A 22070-nucleotide genomic window follows, 5' to 3' on the forward strand; every position below is an offset into this window, starting at 1 on the left:
GTTAACTGACACGCCAACAAAAAAGCTCCGCTTTCGCGGAGCTTTCGTAACAGTTTTTGATTTGGTATCAAGGTTCAGTCTATCAACAATATTCAGCTTAGAAGTGATATTGCAGATAAACCGTGCTGTAGTTACTACCGCCTTTGATTCGACCAAACTGAGAAGACGCTTCAAAGATAGCACTACGGTGGTGTAGAGAATAACCTAACCACAAATCTTCAAGCTCTGGTTTACGAATTAAAGAACCAATGCTGAGATCGTAAGAGATATCGATGTAGTTCATCAAGTGACTTGCACGCTTCTCTTTCTTATCCATCTCTTGCTGCTCGATATAGGTGATGTTGTCGATGTACGACAGACCGTTACCCACACCTAAGCGCATTTTAATTGGCCATTCAATGGTGTAGTAGGCTTTAATCAGAGTGACAAACTCTGTTGCGCCGTTCTGCACTTCTGAGCTCCAGTGATGTGCGATACCTGGGCTTAGGTAGATGTCCAGTGGTAGACCAAACAACTCGTCGGTCAAAGGATGACCATAGAACACCGATGACACTTGGTTGTTATACGGGTCACGCTTGCCTTTAAAAGTCAGGATATCCCCCATGTCTGATGGAGACGCCCAACCATGAGCGACTCGAACATAAGGCTTAGTGCTGATATCACGGCTTACTTGTTTCGCTTTAGAGGTACTCTTTTTCTTCTCATTGAAAAAGCCAACACCCACGAACACTTCACCTTCAAAGCGCTCTTTGATAACCGATGAGTGGTAGGCCTGGTTATCCAACATACGAATGTTAGTAGAGCCCAACAGGTACAAGTTCGATGTAACATGATAACGAGCGTCCACACCCATCGCATAATCCACGCCGCCACCTAGGCTATCAACCGTGTCTCGGTACGTACCGTAGTATTGCGTGTTAAAATCCGCATCTTTAAAACGTAGCGTTACGTTTGGACGAACTTCTAAATCGCCATAATCTAACAAACCTTGAAGTCTAAAGTTGGCGTGAAATCGGTCTTCTCCATCCGTCATCAGTTCTGCATCATAGTGCCAAACTTGATCAAAGTTATAACGCATTTGCAAACCGTAGTCTGCTGTGTCACCACCCACTGCGTTTTGTTCATCTGCCGGTATGTCGATATGTCGCATACGCGTGATCGCATTGAACTCTAATTGTTTATCATCCGTTTTATAGAGGTGAGCACCGGCCATGGTACCGTCAAGAAAGACATAGTCGTTCTTAAAGAACATCATCGGAATAAAGGTACTAACAGCTGTGTCGCTCCCTTTAGTATCAAAAGGAACGCTGGCTGTTCGCCACATTGCTGCAATACCCCACTCCGCTTCTTGCGCTTGCGTTTCGGCTTGAACTACAGGGGATGTAATCAATGCTGCCGTAGTCGCTAGCGCGAGATTTTTCTTAATCATGTCTTGCAGTTTCTCCAACTGGAATTGTTATCAATCGGTAAATCGAATTCAGGGCACGTATATTGGTTAGCAAATCACTCGAGAGCTCTGGCTACGTTGTAAGGTCTTTGCCAGTTTTTCAACTACGGAGCCTACCAACGCTATCTCTCAAGTGAAGAGTTGTTATATTATGTTGTTATTACACTTAATGTGTCACTAAACTGTGATTGTTGAATATAGACCAATAAATAACCAACAGTTATCAAAGGCATAGTTTCCACTATTTAGACCTATCGTGAAAGTAGAAAAATTAAAAAATATCCTCAATGATTTGCCAAAAGACCAAGATATTCAAATTGTCACCGGAGAAAAGTGGCTTCCTGAGCAATTGATCAGTACCGCGCTCGATAACAACCTGTTATTTCTAGAGTTTGATAACGCCCCTGATGAAGGGGAACAAGCGGTTGAGGCTCGAGGATTTGTTGAGCACGAAGTGGCGTTGCTTCGCCAGCGACTTGGTCAAATCGTTGAACAAAGTGACGACCAGTCTCAATTATTAGACGCACTCACAGGATTTTTTGTTGTCGGGCACGAAGTTACAAGCGCGGAGTTCATTGAAATGCTAGAGCAGATGGAACCGAATGACGAAACCCTGGCTCATGACGCCTGATGACATTATTGAAAAGGTGATTAGATCTGTATGACGACACTGCCCTCTCTATTAGCTGGTCCGGTTCTACGCCGCACTAACCGAAAAGAATTTACACTATGGTTTGCAAGTTCGGTCGAACCAAGTTCACTTAAGCTTCATCTATGGGCGGAACAATGTCGTTCGTATTCGTTTCCTGAATCGCAATGTGTGCGGCTCAGTCCAAAACTATGGTTGGTCAATTTTACTATTGAGCACCTACTGCCGACCCAAGACAACATCGACTACGATATTGTCGAAGCTGAAACCGGGCTTTCTGTTCTACCAGAAGATATTCGCTACGCAGAACATCCTCATATCAAGGTTCAGCTCACCGATACGGCTGACCATATCTTGCATGGTTCGTGTCGAAACCCACATCATCCAAGCGCTGATAGCTTAGTGATGCTCGACGATCGAGTCAGCCGCGCCATCGCACAAAAACAAGACACGGACACACCCGATTTACTGCTACTCACTGGAGATCAAATATACGCAGACCATATTGCAGGGCCCACCCTAGCAAGTATTCAGAAAGTCATAGAGCTATTGGCGCTCCCTAATGAGCAATTTGAGGAAAGTTCACTTGCCGATAGCGGTGCATTACACAGTGGCAAAATTGCACTCTACGATCGTGATAAATTACTTCCACGCTACCAAGATTCGACAAGCCGCTTTAAAAACTTCCTAAATCAACAGCAGACCGCCATCTTCAGCTCGCGTGATTGCGAAAACCACCTGATCAGTTTTTCAGAGTTCATTGCAATGTATCTTCTCAATTGGTCTCCCGAGCTATGGAAAGCGATCAACTTTGACGCTCTAGAACCTGAAGTCATTGCCGCCGAACACAAGGAGACATGGGCGAAGGAGAAGGAAATCCTTCTAGATTTTGTGAAAGGCTTGCCTAAAGTAAGACGCTTGCTCGCGCACATTCCGACCTACATGATTTTTGACGATCATGATGTCACAGATGACTGGAACTTAACGGTTGGATGGGAAAAAGCAGCGTATGAACACCCGTTTTCCAAGCAAATCATTGGCAACGCACTGTTTAGTTACCTACTCTGCCAGGCATGGGGAAACAATCCAACGCAGATGGAAGCTGACTGGAGCGATAAACTCGCGACTTTTTTCTCAGGAGTGACAAGCGATAGCTCAACGATATTGTGCCTTAACCAAAACCTCCATAAAGACTTTGTCACGGCATTGCTGCGCTATGAAAAGTGGCACTACACGTTGGATTCTCATCCTAAAGTTGTGGTACTCGATACCAGAACCCGCCGCTGGCGCTCAGAATCGAAAATGAACAAGCCATCCGGCCTCATGGATTGGGAAGCAATGGTGGAATTTCAACAAGAGCTGCTAGGACTGGATTCCGTTGTGGTGGTGTCGCCTGCACCTATGTTTGGGGTTAAGTTCATAGAGACATTGCAGGCAACGGCGACGAAACTCGGTAACCCACTCATCATCGATGCTGAGAACTGGATGGCGCACCCAGGAAGCGCCAATACATTGCTATCAATTTTTACCCACAGCAAAACACCTGAGAACTTCGTCATTCTCTCCGGCGATGTTCACTATTCGTTTGTCTATGACGTGAAGCTGCGATTCAAACAGAGTGATTCGCATATCTATCAAATCACCTGCAGTGGCATAAAAAACGAGTTTCCAGAGCCTTTACTCACCGTATGCGATTGGCTCGATAAGTGGCTGTACACACCTCGTTCACCACTCAACTGGTTTACCAAACGTAAACGCCTTAAAGTGTTTAAGCGAAAACCACAACCGAGCGAGCACAATCGATTAGTCAATCGAAGTGGTATCGGCCTGGTTAAACTCGACCCTTTTGGCAAGCCCGCTCACATTTCCGTGCTCCACGGTGACGGCAGTCAAACAGAGTTTCCTGAAACTTATTCTGAAGACTAAACTCTAAATACTTATCACTTTGCTTATGATCCAACTTGTGATCCGTAGTTGCGGTCACCATGTAATTACTGAAGTGACTACACTCATTTAGTGAATTGAAGTCATTATCGTCATTCAGCCAATAGTCAGGTACGCCTATGTTTAATGCCATCACCTCTCTTTTCAAACAGCTTATCGAAGGAGACGATCTGTCTAAAACGCACGGTGTCAGCCCAAACTTAGCCATTGCATCACTGCTTTGTGAAGTGTCAAAAGCAGATTACCAAGTCGATGAAGAGGAAGAAGCTGCTAAACGTCAGCTAGTGGTTCGTTTACTTGGAATAGAAGACAGCGAAGCTGAGGGGCTTCTCACACAAGCGACCGAGCAGACACAAAACTCGGCGTCGCTTTATGATTTTACGTCTAGCTTGCGCGAACTTGGCCAGGAAAAACGCTTCGAGCTTATCAAAGCGATGTGGGAAGTGGCCAACGCCGATGGGGTTATCGACCCGTTGGAAGATGCCGTAATCCGAAAAGTCGCAGAGCTTCTCTATGTTGACCACAGTGAGTTCATTAGAGCCAAAATTCAAGTGGTCGACAAGTAACCAATAAAACTGAAACCCGTAACAAAAAGCCCCAAGATGAAGCATCTTTGGGGCTAAAAATCTGGGATCTATAGGTTAGACTTTACAGCAGCTTACAGCATAGTGAGAGCAAGTTTCGCCAAGTTGTATGCATCAACAAAACCTGAGTGCTGTCGCCCTTCCCACTCAATCCCCTTCTGCTCTTGTGCAGCTTTGTGGCCGATACGTTTGTCCTTCAAGCGATTTTGAATACGGTACAACGTGGCTAGATTGACGAACTCATTAAAAGGCATGTCTATACCTTTAGACTCACATTCAAGCCTCAAGATTTCGTCATCACGCCCCCAAGAAGCGTAAATCTTATTAGTTCCACCGAAGTTCTTCACCATCGATTTAATAACGGATTCTAACGGGCGACCTTGTTTCTCTACTTTGCGCGGTGTAATACCCGTCAGTTCAGTACAAAATAGTGAAACTTCATCCTGCTCTGGCTTTACATAATACTGAGCTCGCTTAACGACCTCTTGTTTGACCAGATCGATCTCCGCTAAACCCACTTCAATGATTTCACCGGTTGTGCCAACGCCATCGACGTTCCAGCAGCACATTTCAAGATCAAAGCAAACGACTCGGTTGTAATTCATAGCGACACAGTAAACAGTTATTAACACGGCGAAATTGTAGCGTATTCAAATCAAAAGCTCGACCATCGATCTACTGATTGCTCTTTATTCAAGCAACATTCGCTCTATTTCGTCCGTTGGCCTTACTAATGTACAACTGCTCATCCGCACGATTGATAAGCTGCTCTATGGTCTCACCCCGATACACTGCCGCGCCCACACTCAGCGAACATCTAAAGTTAGGGTCAATCGTATCCCAGCTCAGAGTTGCGATCTCCTGACACATTCGGCTCAGATAGTGATGAAGTGTCCCATAGTCAATACAGCGGCTTATTAGGGCAAATTCGTCCCCACCAAGACGAAATAGCATATCGTCAGGGTAGATCTTCTCTTTAATGTAAACTGCTACTTGCATTAGGATTTCATCACCAACTACATGGCCGTATTGATCATTAATGCGTTTGAAGTTGTCGATATCAATAATCACCAAAGAAAAAGGTTTATGACAAGAAATATGATATTCGGTCAATCGGTTAAATGCTCGACGATTGTAGACTTCGGTAAGAGGATCTCGCTCAACTAAATATTGTAGATCTTTCGTTCGACGATTCACGATAACGGTGAGCCTACGCTGTTCACGGAGCATCAGGTATACGACATACGAAAGAAGAATCGAAATGAGCAGCCCGCCAGTACCAACGAAGAACAATATTAGTTTGTCGGTTTTTGAAATCACAGCATCGTGTTTGAACTGAATTTTCCACTGTCTATCGTAAAGATCGATGACAATGTCTTTTGTCGGACTATCGAGCAGAGGCCACTGGTCATTCTGATACAAAATAGGGTCATCTTCGGCATCAAAACCTAGGTCAACCACCCGCACGCCGATATCTTTGCCAATAGATGTTCTAGCAACGATCTGCTTAAAATAGGCGGTAATGCGGATAACACCGATGACAACGCCTCGCAGGGAATCTGAGCCAGCTTCAAATACCGGTACGTAAACCAGCATGCCTTGTTTGGGAATCGAACGATCAAAGCCATCTTGCAGCAAGCGAATCTTATCTGAGAGGCTTGGCTCACCAGTCACACGAGTGTTGCGAATCACTCTTCGAACCCTTTCACGGGACGAGTAATAACCCAAAGCTCGTAAATTACCTTCGTTCACTGGGTAAATGTCACTCGCAACATACATCGGCTCATCATCTTCCAGAATATAACCCTCTACTCGCGGTTTATCTTTAGGAACCGTGTAGATTTGATAGCTTGGAAAACGCTCTCTCACCCGCGCTGTATGAGTATCATATTGCTCGGGATAGACTTTTTTCATCCACTGCATTGCAATCAAACTTTGCGAACCATCGACCAATGGTGCGGCGAAACTAGCAAAGTTATCCCATGCCGACGGCTGGGTTGCGTGATAAAAGCTCGCACCCGCGCCGATAAAACTAATATCAAGCATCACCAGTTCCTTGATGTTTTCTGCTTGATTGTCCGTTAAAAATTCAAAGTTTGATTCGGCAAGCTGTTGTTGCCCCCGATAAACGATGTGAGTGATAAATATTGTAAGAATTAACCCTAATATAAAAATTAGTGACGCATAGCGTTTAACGCCACGGTCTTCTTTTTTTAAGCCTGCAACCATCTTTTGTCCTGACTTACTAATTATTGTCAGTTTTCTCATTTATGATACTCATATCCAACTGACGCATCATATGTATTGCTACTTTATTATTTTAGTGATAGCCAGAATGATTCTACACGCCCATCGATTTACAAGAAGTTGAGGCGTCGATTTATAAAACGCAGATCACTATATTTCACAAAAACACCATTATCTGCAGATTGAACGTTCAAAAAACTCACTTTGTAATGACAAATCTGCGAAAGCGTCGCGTTAAGAGCCTTGATTATGCTAGACTTCGCCCCAAAATTAATGACTAACGACTGACACATAGAGAACCCCCTATGAACTTCGATCTAAATGCTATTCCACAGACTTTCGATATGCTGCACGCTGGCCTTGCTGCCTCAAGCGTTTTACTACTCGCGATCGCCGTTTCTCGTAAGAGCAAAGTTGTCGAGAAAGTAGTTGAAAAACCAGTAGAGAAGATTGTCGAAGTTGAAAAGCCAGTAGAAAAAATCGTAGAAGTTGAAAAAGTAGTTGAAGTAGAAAAAGTAGTTGAGAAGGTTGTCGAAGTTGAGTCGAAGCTAGCAACAGCCTCTACTGATTCTGCAATGCAATTGCTATCACTCATGCAGCAAGAGGCTCGCATGGTCGACTTCCTACAAGAAGACCTTACATCATTCTCAGACGAAGAAGTTGGCGCTGCTGCACGTGTTGTTCACTCAGGCGGTAAAAAAGTCATCACTGAATACTTTGAGCTTTCTCCTATCCGTAATGAAGAAGAGGAGACTCGTATTTCAATTGAAGAAGGCTTTGACCCACAAGCAGTTCGCCTAACAGGTAATGTAACCGGCAACGCGCCATTTAACGGTACACTTGTTCACAAAGGCTGGAAAGCAGATAAAGTGACGCTTCCAAAACTGTCTGAGAACTACAACGCATCAATCATCGCACCGGCAGAGGTAGAGCTATAATGGAGCCTTCAGTGCACACTCAAGATCAACAGAAATCTCAAGATCAACAGATTGCTAAATACAGTGTGGGTATCGACCTTGGTACCACCCACTGTGTTATGTCGTTTATCGACACTCAAAATGAAGACGCGCAAGTTGAAGTCGTGTCTATTCCACAATTAACGGCACCTGGTACCGTAGAATCATACAAACAACTAGGTTCTTTTTTATATCAGCCACACGAACATGAGATGGGTCAAGGCTCTCGCACCCTTCCTTGGACGAGCGAGCCGAAAGCTCTAGTCGGTGCTGTCGCTCGTAACTTAGGTTCAAAGACACCCATTCGCCTAGTAGCAAGTGCTAAGTCTTGGCTATGCCACGGCGGCGTTAACCGTCGTGACAGCTTCCTACCGCAAGGTAGTCCAGAAGAAGTCAGCAAAGTTTCTCCGCTTCGCGCAACTGAGCTGTACCTTGAGCACCTAAAAGATGCTTGGAACCACATGCACCCAGAACATAGCCTGGAGCAACAAGATGTGACCATCACGGTACCGGCCTCTTTTGACCCAGCTGCACGTGACCTTACCGCAGAAGCGGCACGCAACGTCGGTCTTGCTCACCTGACTCTACTGGAAGAGCCACAAGCGGCACTTTACAGCTGGATTGACAACAGTGATGACAAATGGCGCGACGAAGTTAACGTCGGTGACGTCGTTCTCGTAGTCGATGTGGGTGGTGGTACGACCGACCTTTCTTTGGTTGCAGTGACGGAGCAAGACGGTAATCTTAATCTAGAGCGTGTTGCTGTTGGTGAGCATATTCTGCTTGGCGGCGACAACATGGATCTTGCCCTTGCCTACCGCTTAAAGATGAAGCTCGCGCAAGATGGCAAAGAGCTTCAGCCTTGGCAGGTTCAGGCGATGACTCACGCTTGTCGTGACGCCAAAGAAGCGCTACTTAACGATGCTGAGCTTCAATCGGTACCAATCGTCGTTCCAAGCCGTGGTTCAAAACTGCTGGGAGCAACGTTAAAAACTGAACTCACCCAGCAAGAAGTTCAACAAACATTGGTTGACGGCTTCTTCCCACAAGTGGCGGTCAATGAGCACCCAGTGCAACGTGCTCGCGGCGCTCTAACTCAAATGGGTCTGCCTTACGCACAAGACGCTGCAATTACACGTCACATCGCCGCGTTTTTGAGCCGTCAAAGCAGCGCAGCAGATAACGCATTTGCTGGCATGCCGGGTATGGAAGCACCTGCCGAGTTTATTAAGCCAACAGCACTACTATTTAACGGTGGTGTGCTTAAATCGAAGCTACTTTCTGATCGACTGTTCAACACCATCAATGCATGGTTAGAAACAGCGAATGCTGACAAAGCAAAAATGCTTTCTGGCCTTGATCTTGACCTTGCTGTTGCCAGTGGCGCAGCCTATTACGGCAGCGTTCGTCGCGGTCAAGGTGTACGTATTCGAGGTGGTATTGCCTCTAGCTACTACATCGGAATCGAAAGTGCGATGCCAGCCATTCCAGGCATGGCGCCGCCAATGGAAGCACTATGTGTTGCTCCATTTGGTATGGAAGAAGGCAGTAGTGTCCAAGTTCCAAGCCAGGAGTTTGGTCTCGTTATCGGTCAGCCAGTGCACTTCCAATTCTTTGGTTCGACTACGCGCCGTGAAGACGAAGCGGGGGTTCACCTAGATTACTGGAAACCGGAAGAGCTAGAAGAGCTTCCAGAAATTCAAGTAACACTGCCAGTTTCTGAAGGCCGCAGCATTGGAGACGTAGTGCCAGTTACCCTATCATCACGCGTCACAGAACTTGGTACACTTTACCTAGAAGCCATTGCAGCAGACAACGGTCAAAAGTGGCATGTAGAGTTCGACGTTCGCGAAGACGTGTAATCACAAAACTAAACGGCACCTCTGGTGCCGTTTTTTATCTCCAATATCTGCGCTATTAGCTTTATAAGTATTCTAAATGGAGCGTGTTATGGCATCCGCACAATATTTGGTCGGCATTGATTTAGGTACAACCAACACGGTTGTGGCATTCTGTGAAATTCAAGACGACCTCTCAAACTCCCCCGTTGAACTGTTCGAAATTGACCAATTGGTTGGCCCTGGCGAAGTGGTTCGTAAACCTCTTCTGCCCTCATTTCGCTATCACCCAGCCAAACAGCAAGTTTCTGAGGCCGACTTAACCCTCCCTTGGGAGCATCAACCTGTTGCCGGCGATATCAATAACATTATCGTTGGTGAGTGGGCTCGTGAGCTCGGCGCTAAAGTCGAAGGTCGACAAGTCTCCAGTGCAAAAAGTTGGCTATCACACACAGCCGTGGACAGAGAAGATGACATTCTCCCTTGGGCGGGTGCTCAAGATGTAGAGAAAGTGTCGCCAGTCATTGCCAGCGCAAGCTATTTAAATCATATCCGCCAAGCTTGGAACCACAGACACCATTACAACAAGTTAGAAGACCAAGATGTTGTCATCACGGTTCCCGCTTCTTTTGATGAAACAGCTCGCAAACTGACGCTGCAAGCGGCGAAGCTTGCTGGGTTGCCAAAGGTTCATCTACTCGAAGAGCCACAAGCAGTATGCTACGACTGGTACGCACGCCATAAAGAAAGTGCATCGCAAGAACTTGCTCAAGTACCTCTTATACTCGTATGCGATGTAGGGGGTGGTACCACTGACCTTAGCCTAATTGAAGCTAAACACCATGACGACGAGTTAGAGCTTAACCGAATTGGCGTTGGTGAACATCTAATGCTGGGTGGCGACAACTTGGATTTGGCACTCGCCCACATGGCTGAACAGAGGTTCAATGAGTCGAAAAAACTCAATGCCGCAAGCCTCACTAAACTTATTCAGCAGACTCGCAAAGCCAAGGAAGCATTACTTTCTTCTAATGCCCCCGAAGAAATGAAGATCACCATGCTCGGCAGTGGTTCGCGCCTAATTGGCGGAACCAAGAGTGTGGCACTTAGTCAACAAGAAGTGCATCAGATCGCTCTAGAAGGCTTTTTCCCTAAAACAGATTTTGGTACCCGACCAGACAAGAAGCGCAGCGCCGTGGTTGAGTTTGGCCTGCCTTATGTAGCTGACCCTGCCGTTAGTAAGCATGTTTCTGAGTTTCTTCACCTTCACCAAGAAGTGGCGAAGGAAGCGCTTGGAAGCGACGCCGAGCCCGCAATCCCTGTCGGTTTGCTGCTAAACGGTGGCGTTTTTAACAGTGATTTAGTCACTCGCCGACTCGTTGATATTGTTGAAAACTGGAAAGGTGCTCCAATATCCCTACTTTCTAACCCTCATCCGGATTGGTCTGTCGCACTTGGTGCTGTGGCGTTCGCTAAGGCGAGACGCGGCGCGCAGCTTAAAATTGGTGGTGGTAGTGCCCGTTCCTATTTCTTGCACCTCCAAGAGAAAAATAAGCTTGGTCAAGCGCTGTGTTTATTAGCGAAAGGAACCGATGAAGGCCAAGAGATCCGTCTAACGGGCCGACGCTTTGCACTGACGCTTGGTGAACCAGTAAGATTTAACTTACTAACATCAACGCATGATGTGTTCGGTGATCAACAGAAAGTGCAGAATGGTCTGATGGTCAATATCGACCCAGATCAATTTACACCGTTGCCGCCTTACATCAGTACGTTACAGGGTAGCGCCGCAAAACTCCAAGCGAATCAAAAAGAGCGTGTAGAAGTACAGCTAGCGTGTCAGCTCACTGAGGTTGGTACCTTAAAAGTCGAATGTGTCAGCGCTGAAGAAGAGCAGCAGCGATGGGAACTTGAGTTTGAAGTACGCAATCAGCAAGGTGCGCAGGAAACGGTGAAGGCTCATCCTGGATTAGATACGAGTAAAGAGTTGGTCTCTCGCTTATACAGTGGCAACAAAAATAGTGCTGACAGTAAAGAGATCAAACTTCTGTCCAAAACACTGGAGAAAAACCTAGGTAAGAAAGACGAATGGGACTTTCATACCCTTCGCTCTTTGGTCGACAGCTTCTCTCTTGGTAGAAAACGTCGCCGCCGCTCTGAACAACACGAGAAAAACTGGCTGCGCCTGACGGGTTTTTGTATGCGCCCAGGTTTTGGAGATGCAACCGACTCTTGGCGTATGGAGCAGATTTGGGGTTTATACCAACAAGGTATTCAGTTTCAAAACGCACAAGGCTGGAGTGATTGGTGGACATTTTGGCGACGTGTCTCTGGTGGTCTTAATGAAGAGCAGCAAGAAGTGATTCTCGGTGACATTGCCAAGTACCTTCATCCGGGAGCAATGAAAAATGCCAAGACCTTCCAAGGTGCAAAAGACAAGGGTTACGAAGCTATGGTAAGGCTTTCCGCCAGTCTAGAAAACTTGTATGTCGACGACAAGGTGCTCCTAGCGAACTGGTATCTGAGTAAAGCCATCAACCAATCTCAGTTCGAGCAAGCTCACTGGTGGGCATTGGGTCGCCTCGCTTCTCGTACTCCTCTGTACGGCAGCCAGCATAATGTGATTCCTCGCGAGCAAATTGAACAATGGCTACCTAAGTTATTAGAACAAAACTGGCTTAAAGAGCCGATGGTTGCCTTTGCTTGTGTACTCATGTGTCGTAAAACCGGCGATCGCTCGTTGGATATATCTGATGACTACCGAGAGCAAGTGTCAATTAAGCTGAAATCTTCCAAGGCGCCATCGAGCTGGCTTGAGTTAGTTTCAGAGGTCAAAGCATTGTCTGAAGCAGACTCTAAAAAGCTGTTTGGTGATGCGCTACCTGCTGGACTTCATTTACTTAAAGAGTAGCGAAATATGTATCTCGCCATTTTGCTTTAGGAATAACTGATATTCCAAGCAAAATACGAGACTTGGGTGTACATTGCCCGCCGAAAACATTTATAAAACAGGCGGGCTAATAATGAAAAAAATCGTCGTTGAGTTTCAACCTTTAGGGATTGGCGATTGGGTACAAGTGAAAGTCACCGCGGAAGTGGCTAGAGTGCTTGCCAAAGAGTACACCGAATACGGTTGGCCTGTGAGGGTTTATAGCTACCTCTACAGTGGAAACAATAACGGGCTCAAATGAGCTCGTTTTTTTATTTTTTACAATACCTTACGTATTTTATTAGTCTATCCTTTATCTGATAAGCGTTGTTAACTACACCAACGTTCACGCTTCATTTGTACAAGGATGGATAATGAAACCACCGGTAATCACCACTCTTTTACTCACTTCAGTCATTTCGTCAGCGAGTATCGCGGACAACTATACCGCGAACGACAAAATAACAAGCGACGATGAATGGCAGTTCTTACTGGTATTCCCTATGATTTGGGCGCCGAGTATCTCTGGTACAGCAGGTGATACAGATGGTCGCACTAATATCGATATTCCGTTCTCTGATATCGTCAGTAACCTAAATTTTGGCATCATGGGCGATTTCTACGCACAAAAGAACCGATGGCTTTTTGGGTTTCGTACCAACTACCTTCATATCAAAAGCGACACTAGCGCCACGTACACCCCCAAACTGCCAATCTTTCCAGAAATAAGTGCCAACGTTGATGTGGATGCAACAATGTCACTCAATGACTTTTTTGGTGGCTATGAGGTAACGAATGGATTAGTACTGCTCACTGGAGTTCGCCATACTTACAGCAGTTTTAATGTTGGAATCAACATCAACGGCTCCCCTATTACACCTATTGAATCAACAGAGCATCAGTTTGATTGGCTGGTTGGGCTCAAGTACGCGCATTATTTTAATCAAGACTGGGGATTAAGCCTAACCGTAGATACCAATATCGCTGGCGACAATGACGTAAATCGAGGTCTGAATTTAGCTGGGATTTATAGGCTTAGCGAACTTAATAATATTTGGTTTGGTTACCGGTACTTAAACCTTAAAAATGAATCTGGCCCTACTACGGTCGATGTGACGCAGCAAGGGCCAATGGTAGGCTGGGCATTCAGCTTTTAAGTGTCCTAAGTTTTATCTGCAAACTTGTCGCTAGATCAACATGCAGCCAAAGCTCTTCTATGTCTTGAACACGGAAATAAACAATCATAGTGCTCCTAAGTGTTATCTCATGACGACGATGTCACAAGCCAAACTATCATTCTTGGAGCTCTATGATTTACCTATCTGCGCCACCTCATCACAAAGCCAATATGTTTCCAGCTAAAACTGAGATCCCTTTCCACATATTGGTTCCTAACTACGTAACTACTAAATTAACCAGCGGTCTAGCGCAATGCTATCTTCTACCCAGAGCTCATTTCTGTAAAAATCGATAAGGAACATAGCGCTATAGAACGTGCTTACCGCCAAATACGATTCGATATCAAAGAAGACGTCTATTACTTCGACGCCATCATTTGTCCTTTAAATTGAAGTACTTTCCATTGACGAGTCTCAATAAAGAACGCCGCCACAACCATGTACACCGCCACCAATGCGAGCAGCCCTAAACGTATCCACATCTTTTCATCTATCACACCTGAACTCATCAATGTGGTGCCAATTAGCACCAGCGCTGTATTGAGTGCCGTAGCGTAGATAGGTGCCTTGGCGGATTCAGTGTACATTTTCTGCCCAATAAGAATCGCTAACAACGCAATGAATAGCGTGTAAAAACCGATGTTTGGCACCAAGGCAAGAAACCCAAACACAATGATGGCTATTACCCCACCAATGGCATTGCTAATCAAAAGAAACATACTTAACTTCACTGACTTCTCGCCAGTGATCATCAGCGACAACAAGGCGATGAATATCATCGACAGCAAAGCTTCGGAAATCTGGAATACAAAAAAGACGCATACCACGGGAAAGGAAATAATCAGGGCGCGCACCGCCGAAAACCAACGAAACGAATCCGACAATTCAACTGCTTTATGGCTTTGATACGTCTCCTCATACTCAGGAAGGTAGACATGCATAACTGCGAAAATAACGACTGATATCGCACCAGATAAACTCAGCCCTACGGCTAAGAAGATGGTTGTTCCTGTGCTTTGAATAGCCATAAATGGCAACATCAACGTCGACATCAGTAGGATGGTCGCGAACAAGTTCCATTTCGGATTAAGGAACAGGTAGTAACCCAACAGCATCAAAGCTGCGACACAGAGCAACATCGGAATTGGATACTGCGCAAACCCAACACTCAGCGCCACACCAATGGCCACGGTAACGATCATAGCTAGCAGCAGCTCATAGACAATATCAATGTGCAGTACACGTTTTTCAAACAAAAATTTCGCTGTAAAAATCGGCGCAACAAAGGCTAGAGGCCAATCTATCCACGCTGCCAAAAACGTCGCTACAGCGACGCCAATGGTGAAGCGCAAGATACGATTCTGAGTAGCATCAGAGAGCCCAGAAGTTGCAACGTTCTGCGCTTCATTAGTGGAACTATCTGACATAAGACATCCAACTTACTAGACGGATCCAAACTTTACCCAGAAGATTAAAGATTCCGTTGTCACTGGTATACACGACCACATCAGCTTGGCCGCCGATTCTCAGTAAGCCAGTTGTATCTGTAGTATCAAACTCGATACTCACTGGCAGCATTTGAGTTTGTCTCAACCAGCCGGTCTGATTGTTGGCTTGTGCCAATTTACCCGCTTGATTGCTTTGCCCCCAATCAACACCCCAATCGACGCTAGAAATACGTCCCTTTACTACCTTACCTGGCGCAAAATCCAAGGCGATTTCCACCTCGTTCCCTGGTTGGATATTCCCTAGACTGTTCTCACGAAAGTACGCTTCTATCCAGATACTGTCAGTAGAAACAAACGTCATGATAGGTTGACCCGCACTGGCATAAAAACCCTCAGAAAGACTAAAGTTTGATACCCCACCATTGGTCGGCGCGCGTACGACAGTGCGCTCAAGATCGAGCTGCGCTTTTTCTAACGCCAATAGTGCTGCTTTGATTTGGCTATTTTCTTCACCTTCAGCGCCCAATTGGCGATTAGCACGTTCTAGATCGGCTTGAGCATTCGCGACGTTAGCCCTCGCTGTCGCGAGATTGGCGCGAGCTTTGTCCGCTTCAGAATCAGACACCACACCTTTTTCTGCTAGCCCCAAAACGCGTCGAGTTTGTAATTCAACATTATCACGTTCAACCACCGCACTAGTGAGTTTCGCCTGAGCCGAGGCAATACTCGCGGTCTGTGCACCGACATTCTGTCCCGCAATTTCCAGATCTTGTTCAGCTTTCTTGACCGCAATCTCATAATCCACTGGATTTAGAGAAACCAAGATATCGCCCTCAGAAACCAACTGATTTGGTCGCACTTGGATATCAATGACTTGCCCTGACACTTGGGGTTTAACCGGCACGACATAACCTTGAACTCGGGCGTTATCTGTTGAAGGAACAATTCTGTCAGAAACAATGCTCACACCAAGGCTAACCGCAATGGCGATGATGAGACCGTTGGTCACTTTCTTGACTTTGTTCTGTTTAGCGTTCGCTTGCTCACTATGCAACCCTTTTTGCTCGGCGTTATCCGTGGATGAGATAGCTGGTTCGCCTTTGTCACTCATTATGTCGCCCCTGTTAACAATTCTTCAACTTTCGTTTATTTAGGTATAGACTAAATAAGCAGAGTTTAAAAACTAATTGCTATATAAATTAGTATTTTAGAGCTATCGATCATGCATTCAGTTTTCATTCTCAATCATTGACAATGTTAACGGGCTAGATATCTAAAAGTTGCCATTTCACGCCAAGTGGCTAAGCTAAAAACAACGCTTTTCAAGAGTCTGAATCATGCCTACACCCCAAGAGCCCGATAATCGACTGATCAAATCGAGTTATGCTCGTATCTTGCTCGAATTATTTCGTGAATACGGAGAAGATCCACACCAAGCGATCCGTGACTCAGGATTGCCACCTGATCTGTTTGATTTAGACCAAGAGTTTTTGCCCCAAGAGCCCGTAAAACGACTGTTGTATTTACTTGGCAATCAACTTGGAATGACCAACTTTGGCGACTTGGTAAGAACCGCCATCAAGCAAAAATCACTACCAAAGCTGTTAGGGCAATTCTCTGAGTGCAGCACAGTGAGAGACGCCTTGAAGCACTCGCATGATGTGTTTGCTTATGACGCCACCAACGTTAGCGTTGGACTTGAAACCGTGCACGGAAGAACCTGGTATTGGTGTAAGCGGGAGAATGATGGCAGTGACCCGTTTATTTGGTCTGAAGTCTGGGCTATGTTGTATGCGATTGAGCTAGTGCGAGCGCTAACCAAGAGTCAATGGACGCCAAAACAGCTTAAAATCCAGATTGATGAAATCGAGCTTTACCAAGCGATCATTGGCAAATCGACTCAATACATCGTCAGTAATGATCGTATCGAGTGGTTAATCGAAGATGAGATTTTAAATCAGCAGCCCAACATCACAGCCAAAGATACTGAAACCCAAGCGCCACTAGTCACCTGGCATGCCAACTTTACAGACCAAGTTTTTACCGCACTACTACCCTATGTACGAGAACATAACTTAACACTCGAAAACACGGCAAAACTCCTTAAGCTGTCGCCGCGAACATTGCAAAGACGCCTCAAAGAAGAACGCACCAATTTTCGTCATATCAAAGACAACTTAGTTTTTACCGTTGCCGTCGACATGATGGGTGAGGAGTTGTCTCTTACTCATATTGCCAGTCAACTGGGATTCTCTGATATTTCCCACTTCTCGCGCTCGTTTAAACGCATTAGCGGCCTAACCCCCAAGCTCTACCAAAAAACGGTGTTGAACCTGAACCACAACCATCGAGCTCAATAAGCGAACATGGCAATCCATTACCAACTGTTACACATCGAGAATGAAAACTATAATTAGGACATATACATAACCGACTCATGCTGGTAGCGTGTCGGCGGTATTGAATAATGAGTTTTAGAGGTTGTCCCTGTGCGTATGCTTGCTTGGTTTTTTGCTGTTGTTTCTGTGAGTTCTTATGCCAATGATTGGAGCTGGCAAGACCTAGCGCAGGAAATAGATGCACCAAGCTACAGCAATCATTTTAAAGACTACGATATTAGAGCACGCTACGATCTGATGATGATTGTCGACTATCAAAATAGCCATGATGAGGAAAGATCAGCGCGAGAAGATGATTACCATCAAGCCCTGATTCGCTTTGCTGAGAAAGGCGTTAACATCCTTGAGCTGATTGAGGAACAAAAACAAATAGACGACGATCATTCAGACTGGAACATGAAAGTAAACAATGATCTGATTGGAAAGCAAGGTCGACTCCCAGGCTTTATCGTTCCACTGGAATTCGACAACTTAACAGTCACTGAATTTATCTTAGTTCCCACTGCTGGTGCCTGTATCCACACCCCGCCCCCACCAGCGAATCAAATGGTCGTCGTTAGCTTTCCGCAAGGTGTGCAGTTCAGAGGGTTGTATACCCCGGTTTGGGTGGAAGGAACGCTGGCTCAACAAACCAACTCGTCTAATATTGAGCTGTCAGACGGTGCCACGGATGTGACCACCGCCTATACAATGGAAGCTCAGTCAGTAGAAGTGTACGAATAGAAACCTAAGCGAACTTATTCGCTCTCAGTTTCAACCGTTCGTGGACGCTGACCAAGACGATAGATCTTTTCAGCGCGAGTACCGAAAAACCAAAAGCTTGCGGCGAGCACGGCAAAAAACAGTGCTTTATGCGTGCCTTCCCAAAAGTACTCAACAAATCGGGTATACAGGTTAATAAACACAAAAATTAGACCAAAGCCACGGTTCAGCTCATCGTCAAACTTGATGCCATGATAGAGCGCTGCAAGCGAAGCGATCAGTAACAATACCGACCAATGGATGAGCGAAAACTGGCTCACATCCCCCCACTCTGCAAAATCAGCGTAATTGCCAAAAATGGAGACAACCCAAAGCGACAAGAAGAACAAAATCAATCCATAGGCGCGAGTCGTAATGGAAAAGTCTTCAAACTGTGGCCACTTACGCTGAGTTGTCATCCCTAACGCAACCAGAATTGCACTAAACAATACAAACCGCAGAGGCAGCGTCATGCCAAGAAAATAACCAGACTCATCCCACTGGTAGGTTTCAATGCCAAACCAAATGCTCAGACTAAGTAAGGCACATGCCCACACCAACAAGGATGGTATCCAGAACCCAAGTAATCCATAAACAATGGATGCAAGTAAGATCAGTTTCGTTAAGTTATTGGTTTCAATAACTTGACCAATAAAATAGATAGAAATAGCGGTACTGATGATACCCAATACGAATAACGCTTCATTACTGAAGGTTCTATCTGGAGCGCTCGACTTTCTTCTTACGCCGTAGAGATAAAAACCCGCGGCCACGACAGCAAAAAATCCACTTTTCGCGATATCAGGCGCGCTAAAGATCTGTTCGATAAGTTCAATTAACCACTTATCGAGCAGTACTGATAAGACTGAGAGTACGATGCATAAAATGGCGACCCAAAATGAGTACTTAGCTATCAATGACCAGTCAATACTTGCAACTTCATAACTGCCTTTAAGTTTGCTGCGATCGTCATCAGTGATCACACCTTCTTCGTGCCATTGGTCAATCGCACTGCTTACCACGCGACTTTCTCTTTTTGACAGTTTCATCGCTCTATTCTTCCGTTCAGTTGCTTGAGGCTAACCCTCAAAATTTGTCGTCACACTATACAAATAGCTGAGACTTCGCAAACAAAACAGCGTCCCCAGATATCAGGACTTTGTCATTTTTTAGTAACCCGCATAGACCTCAGTACTTGAGGGTGCTTCTTGCTCAGCTAGCTCTATTGATGTAGGCAATCCGCTTGCGGTAGATTCGATAAACTAGAGCAAGTAGTATACAAACAATAGCAGGTACAACAAGCGCCAAAAATGCCAAGCTCTTGAAAAGTAAAGCACCAACAATGCCACCAAGAATAAAGCCAAGCAAAATCGTTACAAACAGCTTCGCTTTACGCTTATCGAATGTCTCTCCACGCAACGTAGAGCCAATCATGATCCCAAGATCAGTGACAATCCCAGTCACATGCGTCGTGCGAACAACCGCACCACTAAATGTTGTTGCGAGAGCATTCTGCAGGCCACACGCCGCCGATGCAAAATAGCTACCGGTTTGCGAGCCATTAAGTAAAAAGTATGTCGCAGCAAACAAAAATAGGCTCTCGATACACAGTAGCCATTCGTACTGTCGACCAAGCTTAAGTGATACGTTCGAAATGAATAGCCCAGAAATGGCCGACCCAACAAGAAAACTCACAATGATGGCGGACAAATGCCCCGCTGCTGACCAATCATTGATTAGCTGAGTTCCAAGTAGCGTTGCCGTCCCTGATAGGTGTGAAATAGCTTGGTGTTGAAATCCAAGTAGACCGATAGCGTTTACGGTTCCCGCAAGCAACGCCAGCACAAAAGCTCCAGATTCAATCCAACGGGGTAGTTTAGAGATCACCTGAGTACCTCACGACAACAAAATAGATTAACGACAAAATAGACTAACGACGATTAAATCGAAGCGTGCATCATAATCCTATCGAGCGGGTTTTCTTTGATTTGAAACACATAATGTGTTGCGGGCCGGCTTCTCCCCCTAAATAGAGGTCTCCAGTGTCATCAAAACCCACTTTTTGATACAACTGGTAAGCGACGATGTTTTTACAATTGACGGTCAGATACAAATCACAGGGCGCGATGTTAAGCCAAGAATGAAATTGTCCGATAATGAGGTTCAAAGAGGCTTTGGCAAGCCCAAGTCCTTGATAGCGTTTATCGATAAAGTAGGCTCTTAGCCCTATCGCGCCGCTGGGTGCATTGCTCATAGTGCTTGCATAGCCTTGGTCGAGTAAAAAGAATCCTACCGCTATGTCATTAGAATAAATCACCCATTGGGTCTCTAATGGCTTAGTGAGACTTGTATGAACAATTTCCGAAGTGACACCCACAAATGGGAGTTGGCTATCTTGTACTGAGAGGTTGACTAGCTCCTCTGTAACTGGCACTTCTATTTTTTTAATGGTTAACGTCATAAAACCAATCCATTTTCACTCCAATCAAACTCCATTTGTTTCGCTGGATTTTACGCACCAAATCCAACCAGTGAGTTCAAATTCAGCAACAAGTAATTCACCCACAGATAAACGATGATGATGTTATTACTTACAGAAAGTATCGATGTAGAGCGCTTCTACTTTGTCTCTCGCCCATTGAGTTCGACGCAAGAATTTTAAAGATGATTTAATTGAAGGGTTGCTATAAAAGCAGTTGATCTGAATCTCTGCGTCCAAACCTTCCCAGCCGTAATGCTCTTGAAGGCGGACTAGGATTTTTTCTAACGTTAGACCATGTAATGGATTGTTTGGCTGCTCTTGAGTCATGTCTTGTACCTAAAGTGAATTGACGGGCGGCAGTGTAACAGATTCCTTGACTATAGGTGAATGTGTCCGTTAACCCCCTCTAGGGGCGAACATGATAATGGTCATTCCAAACAATGCGACCAGAGTACCGACAATGTCCCACATTGTTGGTTTGATTCCATCCACCAACCATAACCAGAGAATGGCGACAAAAATATACACTCCACCGTAGGCCGCATAAACTCGACCTGCTGCCGTCGGGTGCAATGAAAGCAGCCACGCAAACAAGCCTAGAAAGATCGCTGCTGGCAACAACAACCAAATGGACTTGCCTTCTCTAAACCACAAATAAGGCAAGTAACAGCCTAAAATTTCTGCAATCGCTGTTACTAGAAACAGTCCAAATACTTTAATGTCTATCAAACTCAGGCCTCACTGCTGTATTTATAAGAAAGGACGAAGAGCTTGAATAGCTTCGTGAATAGAATTGAACTGGATCTTAGTAATACATACTTGCGCCAATGCAAATTCATGGGATTGGATCAAAGACGTGACTTCTTCTAAAGTCAAAGTTTTGTGCTGAGCGGTGAGAGCTGTGTTGAGGCTAGAGCCAACTTGGAACTTGAAAACGTCTCCATGAGAGTCGATCAAGACGTCGTCGTCACTAGAAATCAATGAGGCTAGCTCATTAGCTAAGTCAGCTTCCGATGCGATGAATAACAACTCATCATCACCTTCGAGTTTAAATAGGCATGGCCATTGGATCATAATAGTATGTGTTAACGTCGCCGCGCTTTGAAACTCAAGTCATTATCGGTGTTTATATTGAGTAGGGCAATAACCTCGGCCAACGTTGTCGATTTTTAGGAGAGTGTCCTGAATTCTGTGTAACTGTCTAAACTTAAGCCTTAAAGGCTAAGGA

21 protein-coding genes are annotated in these 22070 nt (G+C 45.4%); 10 read left to right on the forward strand and 11 right to left on the reverse strand.

Features of this window, described 5'->3' with window-relative positions; all coding sequences use genetic code 11:
- Nucleotides 1-97 precede the first annotated feature (97 nt).
- Nucleotides 98-1429 (reverse strand): MipA/OmpV family protein, encoded by a 1332-nt coding sequence (locus tag ACJB0T_RS18035; RefSeq protein WP_479290246.1) that lies wholly within the window; start codon nt 1427-1429, stop codon nt 98-100.
- Nucleotides 1430-1703: 274 nt separating this feature from the next.
- Here ACJB0T_RS18035 and ACJB0T_RS18040 point away from each other — a divergent pair, with 274 nt between their 5' ends.
- The 3 genes from ACJB0T_RS18040 (at nt 1704) to ACJB0T_RS18050 (ending at nt 4606) form a co-directional block, all read left to right on the forward strand.
- Entirely contained in the window at nt 1704-2078 is a 375-nt protein-coding gene (locus tag ACJB0T_RS18040; RefSeq protein WP_479290248.1) for a VC1380 family protein, read from the forward strand.
- A gap of 30 nt (nt 2079-2108) precedes the next feature.
- Nucleotides 2109-4022, forward strand: a complete 1914-nt coding sequence (locus tag ACJB0T_RS18045) for an alkaline phosphatase D family protein (protein ID WP_479290251.1) — start codon at nt 2109-2111, stop codon at nt 4020-4022.
- A gap of 137 nt (nt 4023-4159) precedes the next feature.
- Nucleotides 4160-4606: a tellurite resistance TerB family protein gene (locus ACJB0T_RS18050; RefSeq protein WP_446648488.1), complete on the forward strand. Its 447-nt coding sequence runs from the start codon at nt 4160-4162 to the stop codon at nt 4604-4606.
- A gap of 92 nt (nt 4607-4698) precedes the next feature.
- Here ACJB0T_RS18050 and ACJB0T_RS18055 read toward each other — a convergent pair whose 3' ends face one another.
- Both ACJB0T_RS18055 and ACJB0T_RS18060 read right to left on the reverse strand, forming a co-directional pair.
- Complete coding sequence (locus tag ACJB0T_RS18055) at nt 4699-5229, reverse strand: 3'-5' exonuclease (RefSeq protein ID WP_353496225.1); 531 nt, start codon at nt 5227-5229, stop codon at nt 4699-4701.
- Between the two features lie 88 nt (nt 5230-5317).
- The gene (locus ACJB0T_RS18060) at nt 5318-6892 is read right to left on the reverse strand and encodes a sensor domain-containing diguanylate cyclase (RefSeq protein WP_479290253.1); all 1575 of its coding nucleotides are present in this window, start codon (nt 6890-6892) and stop codon (nt 5318-5320) included.
- A 284-nt stretch (nt 6893-7176) separates the two neighbouring features.
- Between ACJB0T_RS18060 and ACJB0T_RS18065 the strand changes: the two genes are divergently transcribed.
- The 5 genes from ACJB0T_RS18065 to ACJB0T_RS18085 all read left to right on the forward strand — a co-directional run bounded on the left by ACJB0T_RS18065 (nt 7177) and on the right by ACJB0T_RS18085 (nt 13751).
- Nucleotides 7177-7809 carry a DUF2760 domain-containing protein gene (locus ACJB0T_RS18065; RefSeq protein ID WP_042501458.1) on the forward strand — a complete coding sequence of 211 codons (633 nt, stop codon included), beginning with the start codon at nt 7177-7179 and terminating at the stop codon, nt 7807-7809.
- Nucleotides 7809-9689 (forward strand): Hsp70 family protein, encoded by a 1881-nt coding sequence (locus tag ACJB0T_RS18070; RefSeq protein ID WP_479290255.1) that lies wholly within the window; start codon nt 7809-7811, stop codon nt 9687-9689. The genes ACJB0T_RS18065 and ACJB0T_RS18070 overlap by 1 nt, the downstream gene beginning before the upstream one ends.
- Before the next feature lie 88 nt (nt 9690-9777).
- Complete coding sequence (locus ACJB0T_RS18075) at nt 9778-12576, forward strand: Hsp70 family protein (protein ID WP_479290259.1); 2799 nt, start codon at nt 9778-9780, stop codon at nt 12574-12576.
- A 112-nt stretch (nt 12577-12688) separates the two neighbouring features.
- Nucleotides 12689-12856 (forward strand): hypothetical protein, encoded by a 168-nt coding sequence (locus ACJB0T_RS18080; RefSeq protein WP_446648483.1) that lies wholly within the window; start codon nt 12689-12691, stop codon nt 12854-12856.
- Between the two features lie 112 nt (nt 12857-12968).
- Nucleotides 12969-13751, forward strand: coding sequence for a hypothetical protein (locus ACJB0T_RS18085; protein WP_479290262.1), 783 nt, complete (start codon nt 12969-12971; stop codon nt 13749-13751).
- 380 nt (nt 13752-14131) lie between these two features.
- Here ACJB0T_RS18085 and ACJB0T_RS18090 read toward each other — a convergent pair whose 3' ends face one another.
- Together ACJB0T_RS18090 and ACJB0T_RS18095 are read right to left on the reverse strand one after the other, a co-directional pair.
- On the reverse strand, nt 14132-15199 hold the full coding sequence (locus ACJB0T_RS18090) for a DUF2955 domain-containing protein (protein WP_479290264.1): 1068 nt from the start codon (nt 15197-15199) through the stop codon (nt 14132-14134).
- A complete protein-coding gene (locus ACJB0T_RS18095; RefSeq protein ID WP_479290266.1) occupies nt 15189-16331 on the reverse strand; it encodes an HlyD family secretion protein in 1143 nt (380 codons plus the stop codon). The genes ACJB0T_RS18090 and ACJB0T_RS18095 overlap by 11 nt, the downstream gene beginning before the upstream one ends.
- Nucleotides 16332-16557: 226 nt before the next feature.
- Between ACJB0T_RS18095 and ACJB0T_RS18100 the strand changes: the two genes are divergently transcribed.
- Both ACJB0T_RS18100 and ACJB0T_RS18105 read left to right on the forward strand, forming a co-directional pair.
- Nucleotides 16558-17580, forward strand: coding sequence for a helix-turn-helix domain-containing protein (locus tag ACJB0T_RS18100; protein WP_479290267.1), 1023 nt, complete (start codon nt 16558-16560; stop codon nt 17578-17580).
- Between the two features lie 135 nt (nt 17581-17715).
- On the forward strand, nt 17716-18342 hold the full coding sequence (locus ACJB0T_RS18105) for a DUF3299 domain-containing protein (RefSeq protein ID WP_479290269.1): 627 nt from the start codon (nt 17716-17718) through the stop codon (nt 18340-18342).
- Between the two features lie 14 nt (nt 18343-18356).
- Here the strand turns inward: ACJB0T_RS18105 and ACJB0T_RS18110 are convergent, their stop codons facing one another.
- The 6 genes from ACJB0T_RS18110 to ACJB0T_RS18135 form a co-directional block, all read right to left on the reverse strand.
- Nucleotides 18357-19409, reverse strand: a complete 1053-nt coding sequence (locus tag ACJB0T_RS18110; protein WP_479290271.1) for a hypothetical protein — start codon at nt 19407-19409, stop codon at nt 18357-18359.
- A 163-nt stretch (nt 19410-19572) separates the two neighbouring features.
- Entirely contained in the window at nt 19573-20247 is a 675-nt protein-coding gene (locus ACJB0T_RS18115; protein WP_479290273.1) for a YoaK family protein, read from the reverse strand.
- Nucleotides 20248-20317: 70 nt separating this feature from the next.
- Nucleotides 20318-20821, reverse strand: a complete 504-nt coding sequence (locus ACJB0T_RS18120) for a GNAT family N-acetyltransferase (RefSeq protein WP_479290275.1) — start codon at nt 20819-20821, stop codon at nt 20318-20320.
- Between the two features lie 126 nt (nt 20822-20947).
- Nucleotides 20948-21169, reverse strand: coding sequence for a VF530 family protein (locus ACJB0T_RS18125; protein WP_479290277.1), 222 nt, complete (start codon nt 21167-21169; stop codon nt 20948-20950).
- Nucleotides 21170-21238: 69 nt separating this feature from the next.
- Nucleotides 21239-21562, reverse strand: a complete 324-nt coding sequence (locus ACJB0T_RS18130; protein ID WP_479292262.1) for a YnfA family protein — start codon at nt 21560-21562, stop codon at nt 21239-21241.
- 30 nt (nt 21563-21592) lie between these two features.
- On the reverse strand, nt 21593-21916 hold the full coding sequence (locus ACJB0T_RS18135) for a DUF4144 family protein (protein ID WP_479290279.1): 324 nt from the start codon (nt 21914-21916) through the stop codon (nt 21593-21595).
- Between the last annotated feature and the right edge of the window lie 154 nt (nt 21917-22070).

It is taken from the genome of Vibrio sp. CB1-5, from assembly GCF_059412285.1.

Coding starts and splice junctions, on each gene's coding strand:
- ACJB0T_RS18035 (WP_479290246.1), bottom strand. CDS start 1,429: ATGATTAAGAAAAATCTCGCGCTAGCGACTACGGCAGCATTGATTACA.
- ACJB0T_RS18045 (WP_479290251.1), top strand. CDS start 2,109: ATGACGACACTGCCCTCTCTATTAGCTGGTCCGGTTCTACGCCGCACT.
- ACJB0T_RS18050 (WP_446648488.1), top strand. CDS start 4,160: ATGTTTAATGCCATCACCTCTCTTTTCAAACAGCTTATCGAAGGAGAC.
- ACJB0T_RS18055 (WP_353496225.1), bottom strand. CDS start 5,229: ATGAATTACAACCGAGTCGTTTGCTTTGATCTTGAAATGTGCTGCTGG.
- ACJB0T_RS18060 (WP_479290253.1), bottom strand. CDS start 6,892: ATGAGAAAACTGACAATAATTAGTAAGTCAGGACAAAAGATGGTTGCA.
- ACJB0T_RS18065 (WP_042501458.1), top strand. CDS start 7,177: ATGAACTTCGATCTAAATGCTATTCCACAGACTTTCGATATGCTGCAC.
- ACJB0T_RS18070 (WP_479290255.1), top strand. CDS start 7,809: ATGGAGCCTTCAGTGCACACTCAAGATCAACAGAAATCTCAAGATCAA.
- ACJB0T_RS18075 (WP_479290259.1), top strand. CDS start 9,778: ATGGCATCCGCACAATATTTGGTCGGCATTGATTTAGGTACAACCAAC.
- ACJB0T_RS18080 (WP_446648483.1), top strand. CDS start 12,689: ATGAAAAAAATCGTCGTTGAGTTTCAACCTTTAGGGATTGGCGATTGG.
- ACJB0T_RS18085 (WP_479290262.1), top strand. CDS start 12,969: ATGAAACCACCGGTAATCACCACTCTTTTACTCACTTCAGTCATTTCG.
- ACJB0T_RS18090 (WP_479290264.1), bottom strand. CDS start 15,199: ATGTCAGATAGTTCCACTAATGAAGCGCAGAACGTTGCAACTTCTGGG.
- ACJB0T_RS18095 (WP_479290266.1), bottom strand. CDS start 16,331: ATGAGTGACAAAGGCGAACCAGCTATCTCATCCACGGATAACGCCGAG.
- ACJB0T_RS18100 (WP_479290267.1), top strand. CDS start 16,558: ATGCCTACACCCCAAGAGCCCGATAATCGACTGATCAAATCGAGTTAT.
- ACJB0T_RS18105 (WP_479290269.1), top strand. CDS start 17,716: ATGCTTGCTTGGTTTTTTGCTGTTGTTTCTGTGAGTTCTTATGCCAAT.
- ACJB0T_RS18110 (WP_479290271.1), bottom strand. CDS start 19,409: ATGAAACTGTCAAAAAGAGAAAGTCGCGTGGTAAGCAGTGCGATTGAC.
- ACJB0T_RS18120 (WP_479290275.1), bottom strand. CDS start 20,821: ATGACGTTAACCATTAAAAAAATAGAAGTGCCAGTTACAGAGGAGCTA.
- ACJB0T_RS18125 (WP_479290277.1), bottom strand. CDS start 21,169: ATGACTCAAGAGCAGCCAAACAATCCATTACATGGTCTAACGTTAGAA.
- ACJB0T_RS18135 (WP_479290279.1), bottom strand. CDS start 21,916: ATGATCCAATGGCCATGCCTATTTAAACTCGAAGGTGATGATGAGTTG.